This window comes from Vibrio maritimus (assembly GCF_021441885.1).
Taxonomy (GTDB): Bacteria; Pseudomonadota; Gammaproteobacteria; order Enterobacterales; family Vibrionaceae; genus Vibrio; species Vibrio maritimus_B.
This window is the reverse complement of the sequence record NZ_CP090440.1, coordinates 1-19570: the sequence shown is the minus strand read 5'-3', so window position 1 is coordinate 19570 and position 19570 is coordinate 1. Positions and strand designations below refer to the sequence as shown.

Genomic DNA, 19570 nt, shown 5'->3' with positions numbered 1-19570 from the left:
ACTGCATTTTGCTGCTTATTTTTGGCTGTAACCCAGACATAAGAACATCCTTATAGTTACTTGAGGGGATGGTGGGGGGTCAACGAGTCCGAACTCTTCATCACACATGGTATTAAATAGCGCTTCAGGTATTCTTCCGCGATAAGATTCAAACACTTTTGCATGTTATATGAGTCCGACCAGCTGTGTTCAATACTGGATTATTGAGTCAATGTTTGAAGCATCGAATGGTCGATAGCTCTATATCAAAGGAGTGTATTGGATATGGGTGCTATTGGCATGTACCAAACAAGACTGAATCAAGGGAAGCGTTCGGAACGCTCCCTTTGTCCAGCTACTATCTTGATTCGTAGGCAAACGTCGCTGAAATAACGGAGTATCCATCCTTGAAGTGAAGCTCACACAGTGACCCTCTGGCCATCCATGTGAAACACAAAATCGTCATGCAAATGACCATTAAGCCCAGTAGAGCCATTTTATTTCTTGGCATACGTATTGCTTCCTTGATATGAATCGCAATAGAGGCTAAGATCGTTTTGCGGAACATACTTAAACCTCGTTAGTTTTAGAACTTTCGGGGTTAATGAGGTGACCATCATGAACAACATCACATTAATCGGAATCGATTTAGGTAAACATTCTTTCCACGCTCATTGCCAAGACTCTTCTGGCAGAAAGATTTCCCATAAAAAATTTACTCGCACCAAACTGTTTGAATTTCTAGCGAACACTCCACCAACAACTGTCGTAATGGAAGCTTGCGCTGGAGCCCACTTTATGGCTCGAAAAATTCAGCAGTTAGGACATGAAGCTAAGTTGATTTCGCCGCAATTTGTTCGTCCTTTTGTCAAAAGTAATAAAAATGACTTTATTGACGCTGAAGCTATTTGTGAAGCAGCCTCTCGACCATCAATGCGTTTTGTGGCTCCCAAAACTGAAACGCAACAAGCAATGAAAGCTTTGGTTAAAGTTAGAGAGTCATTCATTCGAGATAAAGTTAAAACGACCAATCAAATGCATGCAGCTTTGCTTGAATTCGGTATCAGCCTTCCAAGAGGCACTGCTGTGATCAAAAGACTATCCTTGGTTCTTGCAGACAATGATCTGCCAAGATATATAGTTGAACTATTAATGAAATTGCACGCTCATTATTTGTATCTTGTTGAACAAGTTAAAGACATAGAAAAATCTTTACAGCAAATCTTAAAGCAAGACGAAGCAAGTCAGTTGTTATTGTCTATTCCTGGTGTTGAACCTATTACCGCCAGTGTACTAGCTGCCCAACTTGGTGATGGTAAGCAATATCGCACTTCACGAGATTTTGCATCTTCAACTGGACTCGTCCCAAGGCAATACAGTACCGGCGGGCGAAGTACCTTGCTTGGGATTAGTAAGCGGGGTAATAAGACATTGAGAATGCTACTAGTACAGTGCGCTCGAACTTATATGATGCATTTGGACTCGAAAGAGGGGCATCTCGCTGATTGGGTGCGAAAGCAATTAACACAGAAACATTCCAATGTTGTAGCTTGCGCTTTAGCTAACAAGCTTGCTCGTATTGCATGGGCCATCACTACAGAGAAAAAGGCTTATTACTGTTAATTCATTACTAAAATAGATGTTTTAATTTTATAATTTAGTTACTTACCTAGTTTTGCGAAGACTTATATTGATGTCATAACAGGTCAATTGACCTGATGTAAAATCTAATAAACAAAATGGCTCGTTCGAAGCCGAGGGGTTTTAGAAGATACATCAGGTGCATAACTCATCGAGGCACTAGCTCTTAGCTTACATTGATGCCGGATAGATTTGAGCAAACCGATAATGTCTAAATATTAGTATTGCAAAAAAGGGGTGACCATAGATTGTTTATCTACCGCCAGCTGTATGCTTTTGATAGATCACCAAAAGCACCCGCCACCATTCTAAATCTTTTTGTTAGTCAATGACAACAAAGTCTACCTGGCAATCACCACATATAAGGTGTAATCCTGCTTTTCCCCAGACGTTAACCGCACACTGAGGGCATGAGTATTTTTGACGAGTTTGTACTGGCTCTGGCATATCGATGATGAGCATACCCTCTTCATTTTTGATGATGTCTACTCCCCAAGCTTCAAGTTCATTGCTGATATCTTCAATGGCCTCTTGAACCTTTTCTCTTACGGGGTACTTATCTGCCCAGGAAATCCGAAAGTCACTGGTTAAGATCGATTGACACATCTGGTCAAATAGACTGTCTTTGGTGATGTAGTCAGACATAGAGTGGCTTTGTTGCGTAATTCGGACAGAAAATCAAACCGTCCGAAATTGAGTAATTCTTAAACAACAAACTGAATTTCAGGCATACCAAGCCCTGTAAGCTTGTTAAACGCTTTAATCATGGCGTAGGTTTCCTGAGCATTGTAGTTTCTCAGGCTTAACCTCCCACCTAGCAACTGCTTCACACGATACATGGCTGTTTCAGAGAGCGAACGCTTGTGATAACCATACCGTTTTTTCCACTTCTTGTTAGAGTCGTAGAGCTTTTGGCAACCCACTGCTAAATTACGAGGATGTCTTTGTTCCCAGAAGGCTGCCCCTTCTCTTGTGGGATAAGCGGAACCGCTCGCTTAATCCGTATGGCATCATGGCAGTCCTTGGTGTTGTAGCACCATCTCCAGATATCTCGATGATTCGTCGACGTGTTTGCTTGAGCAAATTAGGAAGGACTACTGCATCAGTGACATGGGATAAACTTAGTTCTGCTGCTATTATCTCATGAGTACTGGTGTCGACGGCTAAATGCAGCTTTCTCCAGACTCTACGCTTCCCGTCAGCACCGTGCTTCTTGACCTTCCATTCACCTTCACCATAAACCTTGAGACCAGTGGCATCAATGGCCAGGTACTGTATCGCACTTCTGGTTTTAGTTTTAAATGAAATCTCAACTTCCTTAGCTCGACGGTTTATACAGGTGTCATGCGGACAAATAAGCGGTATGTTAGCCAGCTTAAATACTGAGTCTAGAAAACCTTGCAGCGCTCTCAATGGCATAGAGAAAACGCGTTTTACCATCAGTGCAGTAGTAATGGCTAGGTCGTTGAATCGACGAGGCCTGCCGCGCTTGCTCTGTTTGCTTTGCTTCCTCATCAATCCAGAAAGTGAGTGAACCACGGTTGATTAGGGCTTTGTTGTACTGTTTCCAGTTAGTTGTTTTGTAACGAGGTTTTGGCATAAGGCTACGGTGATTAACTGATGTAGCCGATCAGCTCGTAACTTCCGGATTTAGTTCCATCGATTTACGCAACAAAGCCATATGGATAAGAAAGCACTTGAAGCTTTTGCTCGTGAAGCAGTAAAGTCAATTAAGACTGAATCTGATTTTGATGACTTCCGAAAAATGTTAACCAAGGTGACCGTTGAAACGCTGAACTCATTTCGCCACGAAGTTTTTCAACAAAGGCCCGCTAGCTTACGAAATTTCTACAAGTTGCACCTGAAATTTCAGCTTCTTCACTTTCAATTGTTTTTAGTCTAATTTGAATATCAACAGCTTCGATTGCCTCTTTCGTTAATGGCATTCCTCCTTTGTAATGTATTATGGTTGCATCAATGGGGACAGCATCAACCTCTACCAATGTTATTTCAGAAAATATTTTACCATTTTTTAATGTAGACTGTGTAACTCCTTTAACTCTAAAAGCAGAACCTGATGGATATACATACTCAACTTCTTTAGAAATAGTGCTAATGCCACCAATTGGCTTTGCACTATATGCGTTAACTTTATAGATAGCGACTTGCTCAGTGGGCGATGCTACAGGGTCACTTAACTTAGCTTGACCAAATCGACCTGCTGTATACTCATTTGATGTAAATGACCATGGACGGCCATTTGCAACAACATAGTCGCCTTCTTCTGGTTTTGGTCCATTAGTTCCAATCTTTTGGGCGCTGTATATATCAATACCTTGAGCTCCCGGAAGTTTTTTAGTCGCATTACGAAAAGCTATATTATTAGCTAGTCCTGTTAAATCACCCGATAGAGGGTCATCAAAAGCAATATCATAGTTTGCAGGTGTGGTTGTATACCCTCCAATTTTGGCCTTCTCTTCGGTCGTTAATTTGACTGAACCGCGTTTAGTTATTATAGAACTCTGTTGTTTTAATAAGCTTCTTGCCATTGAAGATTCGATTTTATTGATATCAGACGTTGGCAAATTAAGAATATTGACAAAATCTACAGCGGCGTAAGAAAAAGAGCTTATCCCAAACAATGAGCTCACTATCAATATTAAGTTTTTTATACTCATAACATTGCTTCCTTTCATTAAAGGATACACATTATCCTATTAACCCCTTCAGTTTCAAATGTTTCATCTGTAATGTTTTTTAACTCATTTTCAAATTGATCAACTTCACTTTGACCAAAACTAGTAGATAGATCATCTATTGCTGATTCAAAGCTACCAGTTAATAAATTGGCCACACCAAATAACATATCAAAGGTAAACAAAAAGTTGAGAAGTTTTAAAAAACCATCATCACTCACATAGTTCAGCGACCTTAATGCTGATTTTTTTGCTTCTGAGAGTTGCTTCGCAGCTATAGATTCAAATACAGGGAAGCTCTTGTAAGCAAGCGATATTCCGGATTGTTCAGTCAAGATCAAATCCTGCATTGCAGAGCTACTATCAGAAAAATGCTCGTATACTTTACGGGTAATTTTAGCTCGATAGATGTCAGGCATGTACTGAACAAAAGAGTTTGGGGTGTACGCTCCAGAAATATGTTGATATACAGTTACACTTGCATTATGAGCTTTAATGCCATTTGAAAAATTTGTAGCAATAAATTGATCTACAACAGTCTTACCAAAAAAGTGTTCAATATAACAAAGAACTAATATCATCGTTGCTCGATAAGATTCTACTTCAATATCAAAATAAAGTGGCTGATAGCTATCTTTCGCTTTACTAGTAACAAAGCTAAAATGTCGTTCATATATGCGCTTATCAATAAAGTTTTCAAACACTTGTTTATAATTGCTTGGAATAGTCGCTTGCCCTAAGAAATGTCTGTTTTCAAATAAATAATCTCTTGCTGATTGAATATCAAAATCAAATTGATTAACTAGTTCTGGATAATGGGTTTTTAGTTTAATGAAAGCCAATGCAATGATATCAGTTGCCCAGTCGTGATAGTGAGCATCTTCAATTTCAGTAATTGAATCAGGGATGTTATTTAATAGAAACTCAAAACCGACCTCTGGATACTTATCATCAATTCGCTGATAGAAACGTTTTGTGAGCTCAAGTAGATAATTAATATATTGTCCTTTTAAATAGTTCTCCTCGATGGATTTACTTGATATTGATGCAAATTTAGCTTTCCAAACATCACTGTCAATTAAATCATCCAACCCTGAAAATGAAGCCACATTATTAATAGATATTGTTAGGTTTTCAGAATATTTATTTAGCAAACGATGGTTAATGAAGAATTCTTCATAGAAAACACTAATTTCTCTTGCTTTCTGTTGTTGGAATACTGCACTTTGCTCACCATCTAAGTTGTAGTTAGCTGCATAACTATCTAGTTCCTCATTAATTTCTAATAATGTTTTAAACGTAATTTCAGTGTTTAATTCTGAAGAATCAAATGTCATACCTGTCAAGATAGACTTGAAAACTCCGTTTCCTAAATGTGCGAACCAATTGTTATCTTTTAATTGACATCCTGAAAATTTTAATTCGCCATTATCTAAATCAGTGTAAGCACAATCATTCTCGTCAGCTTCATTTCTAAGTAGTAAATAAGCTGTAGTACTGGGCTCGTAGAAATAGGATTGAGGTTTTTTATATGTAGGATTATAGGTGTGACCATAATAGGCATCGACACACTTCCCCCCAACTAAAGTTCCATCGACTCTGTATATACATATACGAGTAACATAGTTGTTACTAAACCCCAAATCAGATAGAGACGTATTTTCTGAAATCGTAACATCATACAGAGGAGATAAATAACCATTGCCACTAATACGTTGTGCCATTACCCTAAAACCGATCAGAGAGGTTAGCGAAATGTCTTTAACTAAATACTTAACCTTATTATTTTTTGTATCAATAAAGTATGGAAATCCAGTAGAACCTTTACCATAAAAACCAACTCGGTGTTCATCGAGGGTAACCCCTTCTATCCATTCCCCGTTATGGTAAGAAAAGGTTATCTTTTCTCCTTTATTGGGCTGATAAGACTTACCATTTACATGAAGGTGGGTTTTCCAATCAGAATCTCTTAATAATGAAATTACAACCCCATTTCTAGTTGTAGTAGGTAATACAATGTTACGCGTCCAACTTCCATTCCATACCGAGAAATTAACTCGATTATAATCCTTCAGTAGATCTGCTACTTTATCAGCTGAGTTCTCTAAATTTCTTAATCTAGTGTTGTCTTGTATTTTGCACGTGGAGCCATTATCTGTTTCACTAGTACATGGGGCAACGACACATATACTCATCCCTGCACTAGTAAAGTCACCCTCAGTAATATTACAACCATATCCATAAATGTTATTTCCACCATCAATTTTTCCAGTTGCATAAACATATATGTCCCATGGCCCTATGGTTGAACATATAGATTCTTTATCTCGATTGACCTCTTCGAAAACAGCTTTCCGAAAGTTACTAGGGCACTGTAAGCTTTGCTCGTAGTGATACATAATCTCTGCATAAGAGTTAATAGAAAAAAATATTGTCGTTACCAGAAAACTCCAAAAGCGCAATTTTAATTTCATCATAGACTCTCTAATTAACCTAAAAAGGAATAAGAATTGAAAGAGTAAGCTTCTTTGCGATTAGCGCCACTCATATGACAGACCAATGTCAATAGTTTAAAACCTATAATTTGTGATGTCTGTGACTTATATTCCGTTTTATGCCACTAGTCTCATATTCAAGAAGTGAGTTCTGTCGGGCTTTGTCGCAAAGTTTAGTGTTTTAGGTGGGGTTGTTGCAAAAACTCAGCTCAAGGTTGGAACTATCATCGTCTGTGGTGATGATTGGTGGTTGTGTCGCAAAGTTTGGCATTCTAGGTTAAGATCTACCCAATATCTACTTAACACTCTGAATATTAATGTTTAAAGGTTGCCACTTCCCCTCTGAAGTTATTCTTGAAACCATCCGTTATTACCTAGCTTACAAGCTCAGTTATCGCGAGATTGAAGAAATACAGAAGGAGCGTGGCATCACCATTGACCATGCGACTATTAACCGGTAGGTCATCAAATTCACGCCGATTTTGGAGCATAAAGTCAGACGTAAAAAGAAGTCGGTATCGAGCTCGTGGCGGATGGACGAGACGTATATCAAAATTAAGGGTGAATGGTTTTATTACTATCGAGCCGTTGATAAATTTGGTGACGCTATCGATTATTATCTGAGCCCAACTCGAGATGAAGCAGCCGCCAAAGCCTTTCTGAATAAGGCGATAGCTCAACACGGCTTACCAGAGAAAGTGGTCATTGATGGAAGTAAAAGTAATTACGCTGCGCTTGATGCAATGAATGTATAACTTTGGCTAACTGGCTTCTTTATGTTGTCACTGACAGAGATCCTGGATATCAAATACTTAAACAATATTATGGAACAAAGTCATCGTTGGGTAAAACATAAGACGCGTCAGGCTCTTGGTTGGAAGTCATTAAAAGGAACCACAGCGAGCCTTCACGGTCGAGAGTTGTGGACGATGATTAAACGCGGTCAAGTTAATCTAACAGGGGAAACAGCCTGCGAAAATTTTATTCACTCATAGACTAATTGTATCTGGTGACCAGCATTGACGCGCTTTAATCTATATTTGCGACAGAACCGCTGAGTCACGATTCCTTATAAATGCGGTTGCATTGAAATCAAAGTGTGATTTCCTGCGAAAAACTGGAAAAGTTAATATGCGCTTAGGTGTATATTGTATTAGTGTGTCTAGGTCAAACTTACAATATTCATTCTGATACATGCTTATTAGCGAGCTGGGCCTCTCCGCTCGCTTTTTTTTACCTGTTCTTTTTCTCGGTATCTCGAGAGAGAAGTAGTTGATATCTCTGACTAATATCGCTGTTTTTAAATACTGGACTCCTTTTCCAATATTTGTATCGATAGAGTGTGAAAGCTTGTAGAGGAGCGCGATAAAACGACGACACTTTCCTTTCAACTATGGTGCCATGCATGGCTAAAATGTCCGTATTTCGAAACCCTCTATCCTTGGCCAACAGTGGGGAGGTGAGGACTAAACGATGGACTCGATACGATGGCATCTTGTGAATAAGCGCAATTAAGTCTCGATAGACCACACGATTGAACGGCGTTTCAATGTTGGTCAAATGGACGTTCCACTCTCGTTCGAATAGAGAAGGCATTAACGTCAAGTTTGGGTGTCCTGGTAATACGCAGGCAAAACCGTATGAGTACACCAATCCCATCAGCGTAATGAGTAATGGCTAGGTAAAGGAAGGAATGGCTAAACATACCCCCCAAAGTAAAAGCAAACTATTTACGACAATGACTTGCACCCATCGATGAAGTAAATAATTAGGAGTGATGAGCTGCTTTTTGGTAAAGCTAATCGTGAGTACAGAGAAGACGATGGCGGTTAGTAGGAGGTCGATAAGGAGTGTGCCCATAGACTCAAGGCTCCCGGGTAAATAGGCGAACGACTTACATGGCGTTCGCTCTTAAGTTGAAGTCCGCAATAAAGCCGAACAATGTCCGTAAAACTTGTTTTGCTCTATTCTTTTCCCGAGTTTTATGACGCTCGCCTTCCTGAAATGTCTTTTTGTGTAGCTCCGGAATATAGTCATGAAAATTGTTCATTGCGCGCTCCTTTTGGCTATTTTGTTACTATTAAGGCTCTGGGAAAGGCGTAAAAAATACCCAGACATTGAGCTGAGTATTTTAAGAAGATTGATGGTGTGTACTGAATGAAATTTATCGATAGTGACGAGTGAACTCCATTAATAGCATTATCTTAGGGTGTCGAGGTTTCTAGGGCGTCCTCGCCTTATTAGGGACATAATAGGCCGGTATCTTAAGCAAAAGTCATGGCGGTTCTCTGCCCATAATTTGTTCTCAGGGTGAGAAGCCAGATAGGAGACTTGTTTCCACATCATGGCGGCATTCTCGTACTGATGATCACGCTCTAGCTCTGCGGCTTGTTGGGCAAGTTTTAAATAGTACTTTTTTTTAGATTGTTCTTGGTAAGGGTGCATGTTTACTCCTTCAAAAGTCGGCGACGAACTCCTAAAGTCATTAACGCCAACGCAGACAGCAAGCTGAAAGAGCCAGCGCTACCTGAACGGTTTCCATCGGAATTCGTTTGAGGGTTGATAGAGATAGATTTTGAGTCGTTAAGGTGAAGCGTGCCTTTTCCTCCTTGACTCTCGATAACGTAATCACACGTCGCGAAAGCGTTTAAAGTGCCTGTACTTTGACAAGTGCCACCAACAATTTGAGCATCCCCAGATGTATAAGCACTTCCTACAGTATTACCTTGTCCAAGTTTATTGACTTCACTTGAATTTTCCCTATAAATGCTGTGGAATTGAAAGGAAAGTGTGACTTTCTGTGAAAAAATTGGGGAAAGTTGATATGCGTTTGAGTGAATATTGTATTAGTATGTTTATGTCTAACCATAATATTCACTTTGATACATTCATTTTAGCGAGCCGGGCCCCGCTCTCCTGCTCGCTTTCTTTTAGCTGTATTTTTTGGCATATCGAGAGGCAAGCCGTTGGTATAGCTGACTGATATCACCGTTTTTGGACACTGGACTCCTTTTCCAATATTTGTATCGTTAGAGTGTGAAGGCTCGCGATAAAACAATGTCCCTTTTAATTCAATCAAAAATGAAAACATAGTGGCGTGTGTACTTGGTGTTCCTATAAGAAGACACAGTTACGTTTTCGCCACTATACGAATCCAAAATTGTCCCCTGTTGTAGGGTTGTCATGACCCATTTCCCAAATCGCCGTAGTGGTTGTGTAGGGATGACACCATCCAGCGTCAGGGTAGGGAGGGCTCATTTGATACCGATATCGTGATTTGGGGAGAATGGGGGTTGTGTGTTGATAACACACCGCGCCATCTTCGCCTCGTGTTTCCCACACAATCCCTTGTCGATGCAGTTTGTAATTGAGCCTTTCCATAATGAGTGTGCCCGCTTGTATAGGGGTGTCTCGATAGTTCGTGTTCCCCGTGAGAGGGTAAGCGCTCCCTTGTGAGCCTAAACACCAAAACAGAACATTAAAGGGCAGTACGGTGTTACTGGTGGTGGCGATGGCCTCGGGGACGCAAGCGAGCTGCGCTGCGGGGTTCCCAAATAAGATGGCCTCTGGGTTTAAGATAAAGGCCAGTTCGTCATCGTCCCATAATGGGTCAATTTCGGTGAGATGCGCCACGTCGAAGTTATCGGTCGCCATGCAAGCTGCGGACTGCATCAGCTGTAGCCAGTATATCAATGGGTATTTGTGCGGGATTGTTGCAACTAATCTCAGAGTGCAGAGTTCGCCATCATTGGCTTGGCGATTACTGGTAAATCACTAGTACATTGAATAGACGATTTATGAACGCGGATCTTTCCCGCACTAGAGTTTTACAATCATCATGACGCAATCAAAAATCAAACTGGCCTTTGTCCAACATCCGTAATGATTCAAATCCTTGAATGGTTGACCAAGCTCGCTTTCGGATTTTAAAACCGTCAGTGCCAACGACGAGCTTCTTGATGGGCGCGTGGTCGGATTCGATATCATTATTGAGATACTTCACTTGCCGTTGCTCGACATCCACTCGAAGTCGTCCTTCTTTCTTCAGACGAAGAATCGCATGGGTACAGGAAGAGTGCTTGTCTGTGTTTAATGTTTTAGGCTGCGCATCTACATCATAGTATCTTAAGCATCGCTTCAGGAACTGATAAGCCGCGTCTTTATTACGTTTATGAGAGAAATAGAAGTCCAGGGTCTCGCCTTGCTTGTTGATAGCTCGATACAGATAATGCCATTTTCCTTTTACCTTAACGTAGGTCTCGTCGAGCTGCCACGAAGAGTCTGCTCGAATGAGCTGATAACGGCGCAGTTTCTTACGTAATGCAGGGGCATATTCAATGAACCAACGATAAATGGTTGAGCGATTGGCCGAAATTCCTCGTTCCTGCAGCATGTCGCTGAGGTTGGCATAGCTCATTGTCGTTGAACCATACCAACGAAGGCACCAAAGAATGATTTCAGGGGCAAAGTGTTTCCATTTGAACTCAGGGTTGGTCATCGAACTCACCAATCATCACCACAGATGATGATAGTTTCAACCTTGAGCTGAGTTTTTGGAACAACCCCGATCTAGCAGAAAGGAAGAAACGATCAATTTTGATCTTCTCTTAGGAATTTGAACATATCAAAATTCACAGTGTGCCATTTGCACCAAAAACTCAAATTATCTATCTAACGTGTAAACAAGCTCCCTAGCCACCCGCAAAGGAAAGAATGGCGCGTTCTAGGAGCAATCTTTATCCCGAATATAGTATTGCGTTCCCTAACTACAACGGACAGCCTCATCATAAATATCTTTAACAAAACACGAAAATGATGTATGGTCCAATACGCAACTAAGTGCATATTGGGAATCAATATTAATCACAAGGGGTAACACGACGATCCGGAAAAATTGTACGATTGGAGCATAACTTCCTATTTTTCATAAAGATGTTTAGCTAGAGTAACCCTAACCAGATGTTAGAGGGGATGTTAGTTCTCCGTCAAAATAGAGTTTAAATTTAGTTTATCTGACAGTCCGATGTCAAAATCTAAGACTCTTAACGTACACAAGTATCCTTTTCGCCAAGTGTCCCCCATAAGGACCTTCATTTATGAGAATATTAAATATTAATTCATTAGAAATAACTTTTACAAACCTAGACGAAATAACCGCTATTAAAAACATAAAAAGTAAAAGAAGCTACTCTGAGGTGATAGTTCTAATAAAAGAAGGTGAATTAGGGTTAGATAATAGCTTAAAAGTATCTAGTTTGTATGAAAAAATAATAGCGCCTTTATCTCAACTTAAGCTTAAAGTGATTTCTGATATACACATGAAGTTTGAGCTAAAGAAATTTATAGATTCTCTATCTAATTATAATGTCATTTTTTCTCTAACAGAAGATGATAAAATTAACGATACACTATTAACTAACAATGTCGAGTTTTTAACAAAGTCACAATTAGATGATATAATATATTGCAATAGCTGGACTTAATTATGACTCCAATCATTCGTCTCCCAGATTCTTTAGGGTGTACTGTTGCTAGCACTTCAGTTGTAATAAGCTTAATAGAAAAGTATGGAGAAGCAAAAGTAGTTACCCCATTTCGTGAACTATTAAACAATATCGAAAATGTTAAGATCACTAGTCCCAACATTGGAGAAAACATCAAGTATGATGTTGATTTGAGACTATATACATCTCGAAGACCGCATAACAATTATCCATATAGACCAAGTTACATTCACATGTTGGAAATGGCCGAAGAAAATCTTAAAATAAAGCTTAGTCGTTTAAAGCCAAAAGTAAACCTTACTAAGCTTGAATTGAAATATGGAGAAACTGAAGTTAGTAAATATAAAAAGCCATTAATCTGGTATCAATCTCAAGCTACGACAAGTAATAGACAATGGTGTAAATATAAGTGGAATGAGCTAGTAGATAGCCTATCTGATAAATTTAGCTTTATAGACTTATCGCTTAAAAGTTATTCTCTTAGACAATCTCTATCTGTATCAAAAGCATGTTATGCGGGAATTTGTTTAGATAGTTTCATGGTTCACGGTTCTGCTGCTGTTGAAGCCAATAATGTAATTGTAATATTAGGCAGCTCTAGGTCGGAATGTGTTGTCTACCCTAGACAATATGTTTTGTACAAAAACTCTCAGTGTCAATTTCAACCTTGTGGGATGCACGGCTACTTCAACGGTTGCTCAGTAGAAAGCGAAGTCCATTTCTCAGGAAAAAATTGTGTCTATGCAAGCCCAATTTGCATGGAGAGTATCTCGATTGAACATGTTAAAAAGGCCTTGTATGAACTAACGAATAGTGAACGAGAGCCTGTGTATGATTGACAAAACAGTACTTTTTTTAGTGAGTAGTCCTGCTATTGGTCTTTCCTTTCTCTCAATGGTAGGCTTGGTAGTGCAAAAATGTACGTGGTTTCAAGTTATTTTAGGTGGGATAAAAGTATTTATTGGTTTTACTATGCTTATGGTAGGCATAGATATTATTGTACATTCGGTATCCTACTTATCTGATAATATAGAGAACATCATTAATGTAAAAGGTTATATTTCAGACTCTTCAATTATATATGGCATTGCTGTAAAGGAAATGGGAACTTACATTTCTATAACGTTTGCACTTACGATGTTATGTAATTTAATTGTAGTTACCTTCCTTAATGGAAGGTTTATCTTTCTTTCTGGTCATTCATTACTATGGTTATCAACAGTTAGCAATGTAGTCCTTTATGAATATGGCTATAAAGGGTTTATGCTAGCTTTTATTAGTAGTCTCTTTGGTGGAATTGTTGCATCGTACTCTCCAGCATTATGCCAGCCGATTATAGAAAAAATAACCGGAAGAAAAGATATTGCTCTTGGTCACTTCTGTACTTCAGGGTATATTATGCAAGGGGTGTTTGCAAAGCTTTTAGGAAATGTGAACACTTCCACGGAAGATATACAGTTACTGAGAAAAATCGAAATAGTTGGGAGTAGGTACCTTATAATGTTTTGCATTATGTTTCCTATCTACATATATCTATATTTAACAACTGATACTATACATTCTTTCAACGGGTTGTTAACGGAAAGTTGTAAATGTGTATTTTTTGTCATTGGTATTTTTATTATAGAAAAATCGACATCTATAATAATAGACTCTTTAATTCCAGCATTTAAAGGGCTCACAAAGAGATATGCCCCACAAGCTATACCCGCCTTAGATTGCCCATTCCTTTTTCATTATATGCCAAATGCTATGATTTTAGGGTTCATATTCACTTTACTTGGAAGTTTTGCTGGGGTCTTAGTACTATTACGTTTAGAATATAATATTATAATACCAAGCCTTCTAGTTATCTTCTTTAGTGGTGCAACTTCTGGAATTTTTGGGAACGTTCTAGGTGGAGTGCGTGGAGTAGTCGCTGGAGGGATGTTTTATGGGATACTAATAACCTTGACACCTACCCTACTCATCCACCACAGTAGAGAGGGCTTTGTTTTTAGCGACTCAGATATCGTATTTTCAGGGATAGTATTGGATAGCTTTCTATCAGGTAACGGGCATATCAGTATACTAATTATACTAGGACTCATTGTAAGCTATATTTATCTTGTTCGGCATAAATAAAATTTGGTCTAATGCAAAATTAGCTGGGTGGCCATCTAGATAGCCTACGTAGTAGCCCGATCCAGCTTGGTGCTTGATATTGGGCTTGTCGGTTTCAACACGGATACGATGCTTTTGGCCGTCCATGATAGGGGGCCCACCATCGACTTCACATCCTATCGACATTAAAGTTTGTGCAAACTCTTCTTGAGGCGAGAGCTTAGCCGTTTCTTGAATGTTGTCTGGCAGTCATTGTAACAATTGCGCCATATTAGAGGGGGTTGAGGTCCAACGGAATGAAAGTGTACAATAAGGACTTCCACCCGCTGTCAATGGGTGTTTTTATTCGCAACAACAATGAAGATTAAGATGCGGTACTATAAACGGTCATGTTGAAGCCAGTTTCAGTGAAGCTTCGGACCATAATGAAAGACGCTCACAAGAGCCTTATACGTTTATCGGATATCTGTATCCAAACACTTTCGCAGGCACTTCTTGCGGGGTCTTAACCCTTATCATTTTTGCGTTAGCATCATTAATGGTCAGTGTACTTTATGTTGAGTAACAACTTTCTAATGACTCCCCATAATGAAGTATTGCCCAACAATGACGGGCATTTTTAGCGGCCAAAGCGATTGCCGCTCGCCAATACCCACGGCGATCTTTAACATCACAAACCCATTTACTTAGTGGATCGTCTTTTCTGCTTGCACTGGCCATTACTGATCTGGCCCCCTGTACTAACATACTTCTGATATAACTATCTCCAGCCTTAGTGAACCGCCCTAGTTTTTGTTTGCCACCACTACTGTATTGTGAAGGAGTTAAACCAAGCCAAGCTGCTAATTGACGACCATTATTGAACTCTTTTCCATCTGCGATTGCATAAGCCAAAGCGCTAGCGGTCATCGCGCCAACCCCTTTTAATTTCATCAACTGTTGGCATCGTTCATCTTGTTCAGTTGTTGTCTTAATGAGTCGGTCAAACTTCAGAAGCTTACGCTCGATGTTATCCATATGAAGAAATAATTCATCGATACAGGTGGTAGCTAAAGCGGGAAGATGAGCTTTCATTGCTTCGAATTCAATACGTAATCGTTCTGGTGATAACGGAGCAATGACACCAAACTCAGAGAGTAAATTTCGAATACGGTTACATACCGCAGCCCTCTCTTCATTCAATCCTTGCCTTGCTCTGTTTAGACATAGCATTGATTGTTGCTCTTCAGATTTGATGCTGACAAACCTCATATGAGGGCGTTGAACCGCTTCACAAACAGCTTGAGCATCAGCAGCGTCGTTTTTTCCTGTCCGACCCGACATTCGCTAAGGGGAGACAAACTTCGGAGCAATCAATCGAACTTCATGTCCAACTTTTTCAAAAGCTCGAGCCCAAAAATGAGCGCTGCTACAAGCTTTCATTCCAATCAAACACGGTGGCATGTTTGCTACGGTTTCTAATAACTTATGTAATGACCCAGAGAAGAGTTGGACATGATATTGTGTCACTCTAATCAGGAGTCATTATGAGTAACGAACCAGAAGTAAAACGTTGGACAGCTAAACGCAAAGCTGAACTTGTTAAGGACATCATTAAAGGTAAAACAACCGCCAAGGAAGCCGCTAGAACCTACGATCTGACGCCTTCTGAGATTGAGCGTTGGGTGGATGATGCTCTGGGCGGTATGGAAAACGCTTTGAAGGCGAATCCTAAGGATGTCACTGAGCAATACGAGAAGAAAATTGATGATTTGCATGCAGCCTACGGGGAAGCGATGCTTCAAATCAAATTTCTAAAAAAGCTCAATCGCCATCTCGACCAGAATGACGAGTAATCATTGCTATCAGGGATGAGATGGCGCAAGAAGGCGACAAGGTTTCTGTCTCTCAATTGTGCCGCTGGACAGGGCTTCCTCGGAGTACTTTTTACTACCGAGCTAAGAAGCGTAAGCCAAAAATCAACGAGTGGATGGCAGCCAAAATAAAGAGGCTTATCGATGCCTTACCTTACGCAGGGTATCGCACCGTGGCATTTTTTCTAGGTGAAAACAAAAACACCATCCAACGCATTATGAAGCTGAAAGGTTGGCAATGCCGTAAGCGTAAAGTTGGCTTTAGGCCTCGTGTAGAAGCCAAAGCTTCTTTCGCGCAAGCGCCTGATCAGCGCTGGTCTACGGATATCGCAAGAGTCTGGTGCGGTCAACAAGATCGCTGGGCGGCACTGACGCTGGTTATGGACTGTCATACTCGTGAGGTTTTAGGCTGGAGTCTCAGCAAACGAGGCAACGCTAAATCCGCTGTTGCAGTTTTAGAAGATGCTTTATTGACTCGTTATGGTGTGATTGGTGAAGCAACCCCAGGGTTGCAACTGCGAAGCGACAATGGCTTGGTTTTTACCTCTCGCCTCTACACTACGTTAGCGATGCAGTACGGTCTGACTCAGGAGTTCATTCAGCCGCATACGCCACAGCAAAATGGCATGGTTGAACGTCTGATAAGAACCCTCAAAGAGCAGTGTATCTGGATGCACAACTTTGGCTCTTTAACTGAAGCTCGCTGTACCATCGGCAAGTGGCTTGAGTTCTACAACAACGAGCGCCCACATCAGGCGCTTAAGATGAAAACGCCTGCTGAGGTTTATGCTTTAGCAGCTTAGGCTGTCCAATTTCGACTGGGTCATTACAGTGGCAGAGGCACTTAAAATCTTGATGGAGCATGGGATCAAGGTCGCAGGCGGTGACCGACTGGCCAAGACCATTATCTTCGCGGCTAACAATAAACACGCTGAGTTTATCAACACTGTGTTCGACGAGAACTTTCCCAAATACAAAGGCAAGTTTGCCCGCGTAATCACCTACAAAGAAAAGTACGCTGACAGCTTGATTGAGGAGTTTAAAGGTGAGCGTGAACCGCAAGATCCAAACATTCCTATGACCATCGCTGTGTCAGTAGACATGCTCGATACCGGTGTGGATGTGCCGGAAGTGGCTAACCTGATGTTCTTCAAGGTAGTTAAGTCTAAGGTGAAGTTTCTGTAAATGCTGGGACGCGGCACCCGTTTAAAACCAAAGCTGTTTGGCCCCAATAGCCCAGTTGATGACAAAACTGAATTCAAGGTATTTGATGTTTGCCAGAACTTTGAATACTTCGAAATGAATCCCGACGGCAGTAAAGATTCGGCGGCACGTTCACTTTCACAAGTGATATTTGAGAACCGTCTGCAACTGGCTGAAAACCTAAAAAGCGACGAAGCTCAAGGCGACTATGGCGCAGAGTTACGCGAGTATCTGCTGACCCTGTTGCACAACCGTGTTGCTGGGATGAATCTGGATAACTTCATCGTTCGGCCAAATCGACAAGTGGTAGAAACCTACCAGAGTGCTGATATCTGGCGTACGCTGGATACCGAGCGCCACGGTGAGCTGTTGAATACCGTTTCCTCCCTACCAACAGAAGCTGAGCCGATTGATGTATTAGAGCAGGACGAAGAACTGGCGCTGCGTTTTGACCAGCTCCTTCTGACCATGCAACTGGCGTTAGTTGAGAGAACCGGCATCACAGATACCCAACAAGACAAGCTACTCCGCATTGCTGAACAGCTTCAGGTTAAGGCCAGCGTACCGGCGGTAGGCGAGCATCTGGAATGGATCGAGTATGTGCTAAGCGCCAACTTCTGGGAGGGGGTGACGCTAGAGGATCTGGAAACCACGCGCAAACGCTTACGCTTGTTATTACAGTTCATCAAGACTGATGAGGAAGTGGGGGTGGTTTATACCAACTTTGACGATACCGCGACCTATAACGAAGGAAATGAGCTTCATCATTTTGGTTACAGCGATGACCTAAAACTCTACCGCAAGCGCGTTGAAGCTTACGTTCGCGAGCATGAGAACGACCTGACCATCCAACGGATTAAACGCGGCCAGCCGATCACCAAGCTCGACCTTGAGCGATTAGACGAGCAGTTGTTTGAAGCCAGCGGCATTCAAGATATGACGGCTTACCAAGACACTATTCATCCAGACAAACCCGTTGGCTTGTTTATCCGCGAACTTGTGGGTCTAGATAGGAATGCAGCCAAAGCCGCGTTTTCAACTTATCTGGACGACACCAAATTCAATAGCGACCAGATCCAGTTTGTCACTACCATCATCGACTGGCTCACCGAAAACGGCACCATGAACCCTGCACAATTAGCCAAAGCACCGTTCACCGACATTCACTTTGAAGGCGTGTTTGGTTTGTTTGATCAAAGTGCAGTGATGAGGCTTCGCGACACAATTAAGGAGATCGAACGGGTTGCGTTCGGTGAATAGGTTTGTGCTTTAGTGTTACGAAAGTGTTGCTTGTTGCTGGGTTTTATGTGATCTATTTAGACTTAATGCATTGAAATTAAAGTAAAAATAGTATAAACATTGTCTTCGTATAATCTTGTCGCCATGTACAGTCAGGAGACCATTACGGAGGTGACATGGCTGAACTACAAAAACAAATGGTGGCATATCATGACCAAATAAAACTTGGTACCTATGAGGAGAATGCAGACCTTCGCGAAAAACGAGATCTGCTCATTAATGAACTGAAAAAATCATTGGCAGAGGAAAAGGTACCCAATACTGATCGCAAATTGACATTTTCCAAGCTCGATCAGGGCTCCTATGCCATGCATACCTGCGTTAAGCCTCAGGATGGCGATTATGACATCGATGTTGGTGTTGTCTTCGATATTACCACTGATGAGTACGACTCTCGTGAGCTAAAAAGGTTCTGTCGCAAGTATAGATTAAAGCGCGTCAATGCTGGTCACCAGATACAATTAGTCTATGAGTGAATAAAATTTTCGCAGGCTGTTTCCCCTGTTAGATTAACTTGACCGCGTTTAATCATCGTCCACAACTCTCGACCGTGAAGGCTCGCTGTGGTTCCTTTTAATGACTTCCAACCAAGAGCCTGACGCGTCTTATGTTTTACCCAACGATGACTTTGTTCCATAATATTGTTTAAGTATTTGATATCCAGGATCTCTGTCGGTGACAACATAAAGAAGCCAGTTAGCCAAAGTTGTACATTCATTGCATCAAGCGCAGCGTAATTACTTTTACTTCCATCAATGACCACTTTCTCTGGTAAGCCGTGTTGAGCTATCGCCTTA

At 40.9% G+C, this 19570-nt stretch carries 15 protein-coding genes and 6 pseudogenes; 10 read left to right on the top strand and 11 right to left on the bottom strand.

Going from position 1 to position 19570, the window contains the following annotated elements; all coding sequences use genetic code 11:
* Positions 1–337 precede the first annotated feature (337 nt).
* Entirely contained in the window at positions 338–475 is a 138-nt protein-coding gene (locus LY387_RS25450; protein ID WP_419153494.1) for a Hok/Gef family protein, read from the bottom strand.
* 122 nt (positions 476–597) lie between these two features.
* On the opposite strand from LY387_RS25450, the gene LY387_RS25445 reads away from it, so the two are divergent.
* Positions 598–1602: an IS110 family transposase gene (locus tag LY387_RS25445; protein ID WP_234498063.1), complete on the top strand. Its 1005-nt coding sequence runs from the start codon at positions 598–600 to the stop codon at positions 1600–1602.
* A gap of 339 nt (positions 1603–1941) precedes the next feature.
* On the opposite strand, the gene LY387_RS25440 is transcribed toward LY387_RS25445, so the two are convergent.
* From LY387_RS25440 to LY387_RS25425, 4 genes and pseudogenes are all read right to left on the bottom strand, one after another.
* On the bottom strand, positions 1942–2265 hold the full coding sequence (locus LY387_RS25440; RefSeq protein ID WP_234498062.1) for a hypothetical protein: 324 nt from the start codon (positions 2263–2265) through the stop codon (positions 1942–1944).
* Between the two features lie 59 nt (positions 2266–2324).
* Positions 2325–3220 (bottom strand): annotated as a pseudogene (locus LY387_RS25435) (IS5 family transposase).
* Positions 3221–3452: 232 nt separating this feature from the next.
* Positions 3453–4298: a hypothetical protein gene (locus tag LY387_RS25430; protein WP_234498061.1), complete on the bottom strand. Its 846-nt coding sequence runs from the start codon at positions 4296–4298 to the stop codon at positions 3453–3455.
* A gap of 17 nt (positions 4299–4315) precedes the next feature.
* Complete coding sequence (locus LY387_RS25425) at positions 4316–6793, bottom strand: hypothetical protein (RefSeq protein ID WP_234498060.1); 2478 nt, start codon at positions 6791–6793, stop codon at positions 4316–4318.
* 335 nt (positions 6794–7128) lie between these two features.
* Between LY387_RS25425 and LY387_RS25420 the strand changes: the two are divergent.
* A pseudogene (locus tag LY387_RS25420) lies at positions 7129–7806 on the top strand (IS6 family transposase).
* 899 nt (positions 7807–8705) lie between these two features.
* Here LY387_RS25420 and LY387_RS25415 read toward each other — a convergent pair.
* The 4 genes and pseudogenes from LY387_RS25415 to LY387_RS25400 all read right to left on the bottom strand — a co-directional run bounded on the left by LY387_RS25415 (position 8706) and on the right by LY387_RS25400 (position 11309).
* Positions 8706–8861, bottom strand: coding sequence for a hypothetical protein (locus LY387_RS25415; protein ID WP_234498059.1), 156 nt, complete (start codon positions 8859–8861; stop codon positions 8706–8708).
* 149 nt (positions 8862–9010) lie between these two features.
* Positions 9011–9256, bottom strand: coding sequence for an ANR family transcriptional regulator (locus LY387_RS25410; RefSeq protein ID WP_234498058.1), 246 nt, complete (start codon positions 9254–9256; stop codon positions 9011–9013).
* A 699-nt stretch (positions 9257–9955) separates the two neighbouring features.
* A pseudogene (locus LY387_RS25405) lies at positions 9956–10516 on the bottom strand (TraU family protein); the annotation flags it as partial.
* A gap of 55 nt (positions 10517–10571) precedes the next feature.
* A pseudogene (locus tag LY387_RS25400) lies at positions 10572–11309 on the bottom strand (IS6 family transposase).
* A 598-nt stretch (positions 11310–11907) separates the two neighbouring features.
* Between LY387_RS25400 and LY387_RS25395 the strand changes: the two are divergent.
* From LY387_RS25395 to LY387_RS25385, 3 genes are read left to right on the top strand one after another with little or no spacing between them, the layout of a single operon-like run.
* Positions 11908–12294 (top strand): hypothetical protein, encoded by a 387-nt coding sequence (locus LY387_RS25395; RefSeq protein ID WP_234498057.1) that lies wholly within the window; start codon positions 11908–11910, stop codon positions 12292–12294.
* Between the two features lie 2 nt (positions 12295–12296).
* The gene (locus LY387_RS25390; RefSeq protein WP_234498055.1) at positions 12297–13154 is read left to right on the top strand and encodes a hypothetical protein; all 858 of its coding nucleotides are present in this window, start codon (positions 12297–12299) and stop codon (positions 13152–13154) included.
* A complete protein-coding gene (locus tag LY387_RS25385; protein ID WP_234498053.1) occupies positions 13147–14439 on the top strand; it encodes a PTS transporter subunit IIC in 1293 nt (430 codons plus the stop codon). Before LY387_RS25390 ends, LY387_RS25385 begins: the two co-directional genes overlap by 8 nt.
* 531 nt (positions 14440–14970) lie before the next feature.
* Here the strand turns inward: LY387_RS25385 and LY387_RS25380 are convergent.
* A pseudogene (locus LY387_RS25380) lies at positions 14971–15870 on the bottom strand (IS110 family transposase); the annotation flags it as partial.
* Between the two features lie 74 nt (positions 15871–15944).
* On the opposite strand from LY387_RS25380, the gene LY387_RS25375 reads away from it, so the two are divergent.
* The 5 genes from LY387_RS25375 to LY387_RS25355 all read left to right on the top strand — a co-directional run bounded on the left by LY387_RS25375 (position 15945) and on the right by LY387_RS25355 (position 19249).
* Positions 15945–16253: a DUF1153 domain-containing protein gene (locus tag LY387_RS25375; protein ID WP_234498051.1), complete on the top strand. Its 309-nt coding sequence runs from the start codon at positions 15945–15947 to the stop codon at positions 16251–16253.
* A gap of 20 nt (positions 16254–16273) precedes the next feature.
* The gene (locus LY387_RS25370) at positions 16274–17074 is read left to right on the top strand and encodes an IS3 family transposase (protein ID WP_234498049.1); all 801 of its coding nucleotides are present in this window, start codon (positions 16274–16276) and stop codon (positions 17072–17074) included.
* Between the two features lie 28 nt (positions 17075–17102).
* The gene (locus LY387_RS25365; protein WP_234498047.1) at positions 17103–17456 is read left to right on the top strand and encodes a hypothetical protein; all 354 of its coding nucleotides are present in this window, start codon (positions 17103–17105) and stop codon (positions 17454–17456) included.
* Positions 17457–18734 carry a type I restriction-modification enzyme R subunit C-terminal domain-containing protein gene (locus tag LY387_RS25360; RefSeq protein WP_234498045.1) on the top strand — a complete coding sequence of 426 codons (1278 nt, stop codon included), beginning with the start codon at positions 17457–17459 and terminating at the stop codon, positions 18732–18734.
* Between the two features lie 155 nt (positions 18735–18889).
* Positions 18890–19249, top strand: a complete 360-nt coding sequence (locus LY387_RS25355; RefSeq protein ID WP_234498043.1) for a cyclic GMP-AMP synthase DncV-like nucleotidyltransferase — start codon at positions 18890–18892, stop codon at positions 19247–19249.
* Here LY387_RS25355 and LY387_RS25350 read toward each other — a convergent pair.
* Positions 19240–19569: pseudogene (locus tag LY387_RS25350) on the bottom strand (IS6 family transposase); the annotation flags it as partial. The gene LY387_RS25355 and the pseudogene LY387_RS25350 overlap by 10 nt on opposite strands.
* Position 19570 lies beyond the last annotated feature (1 nt).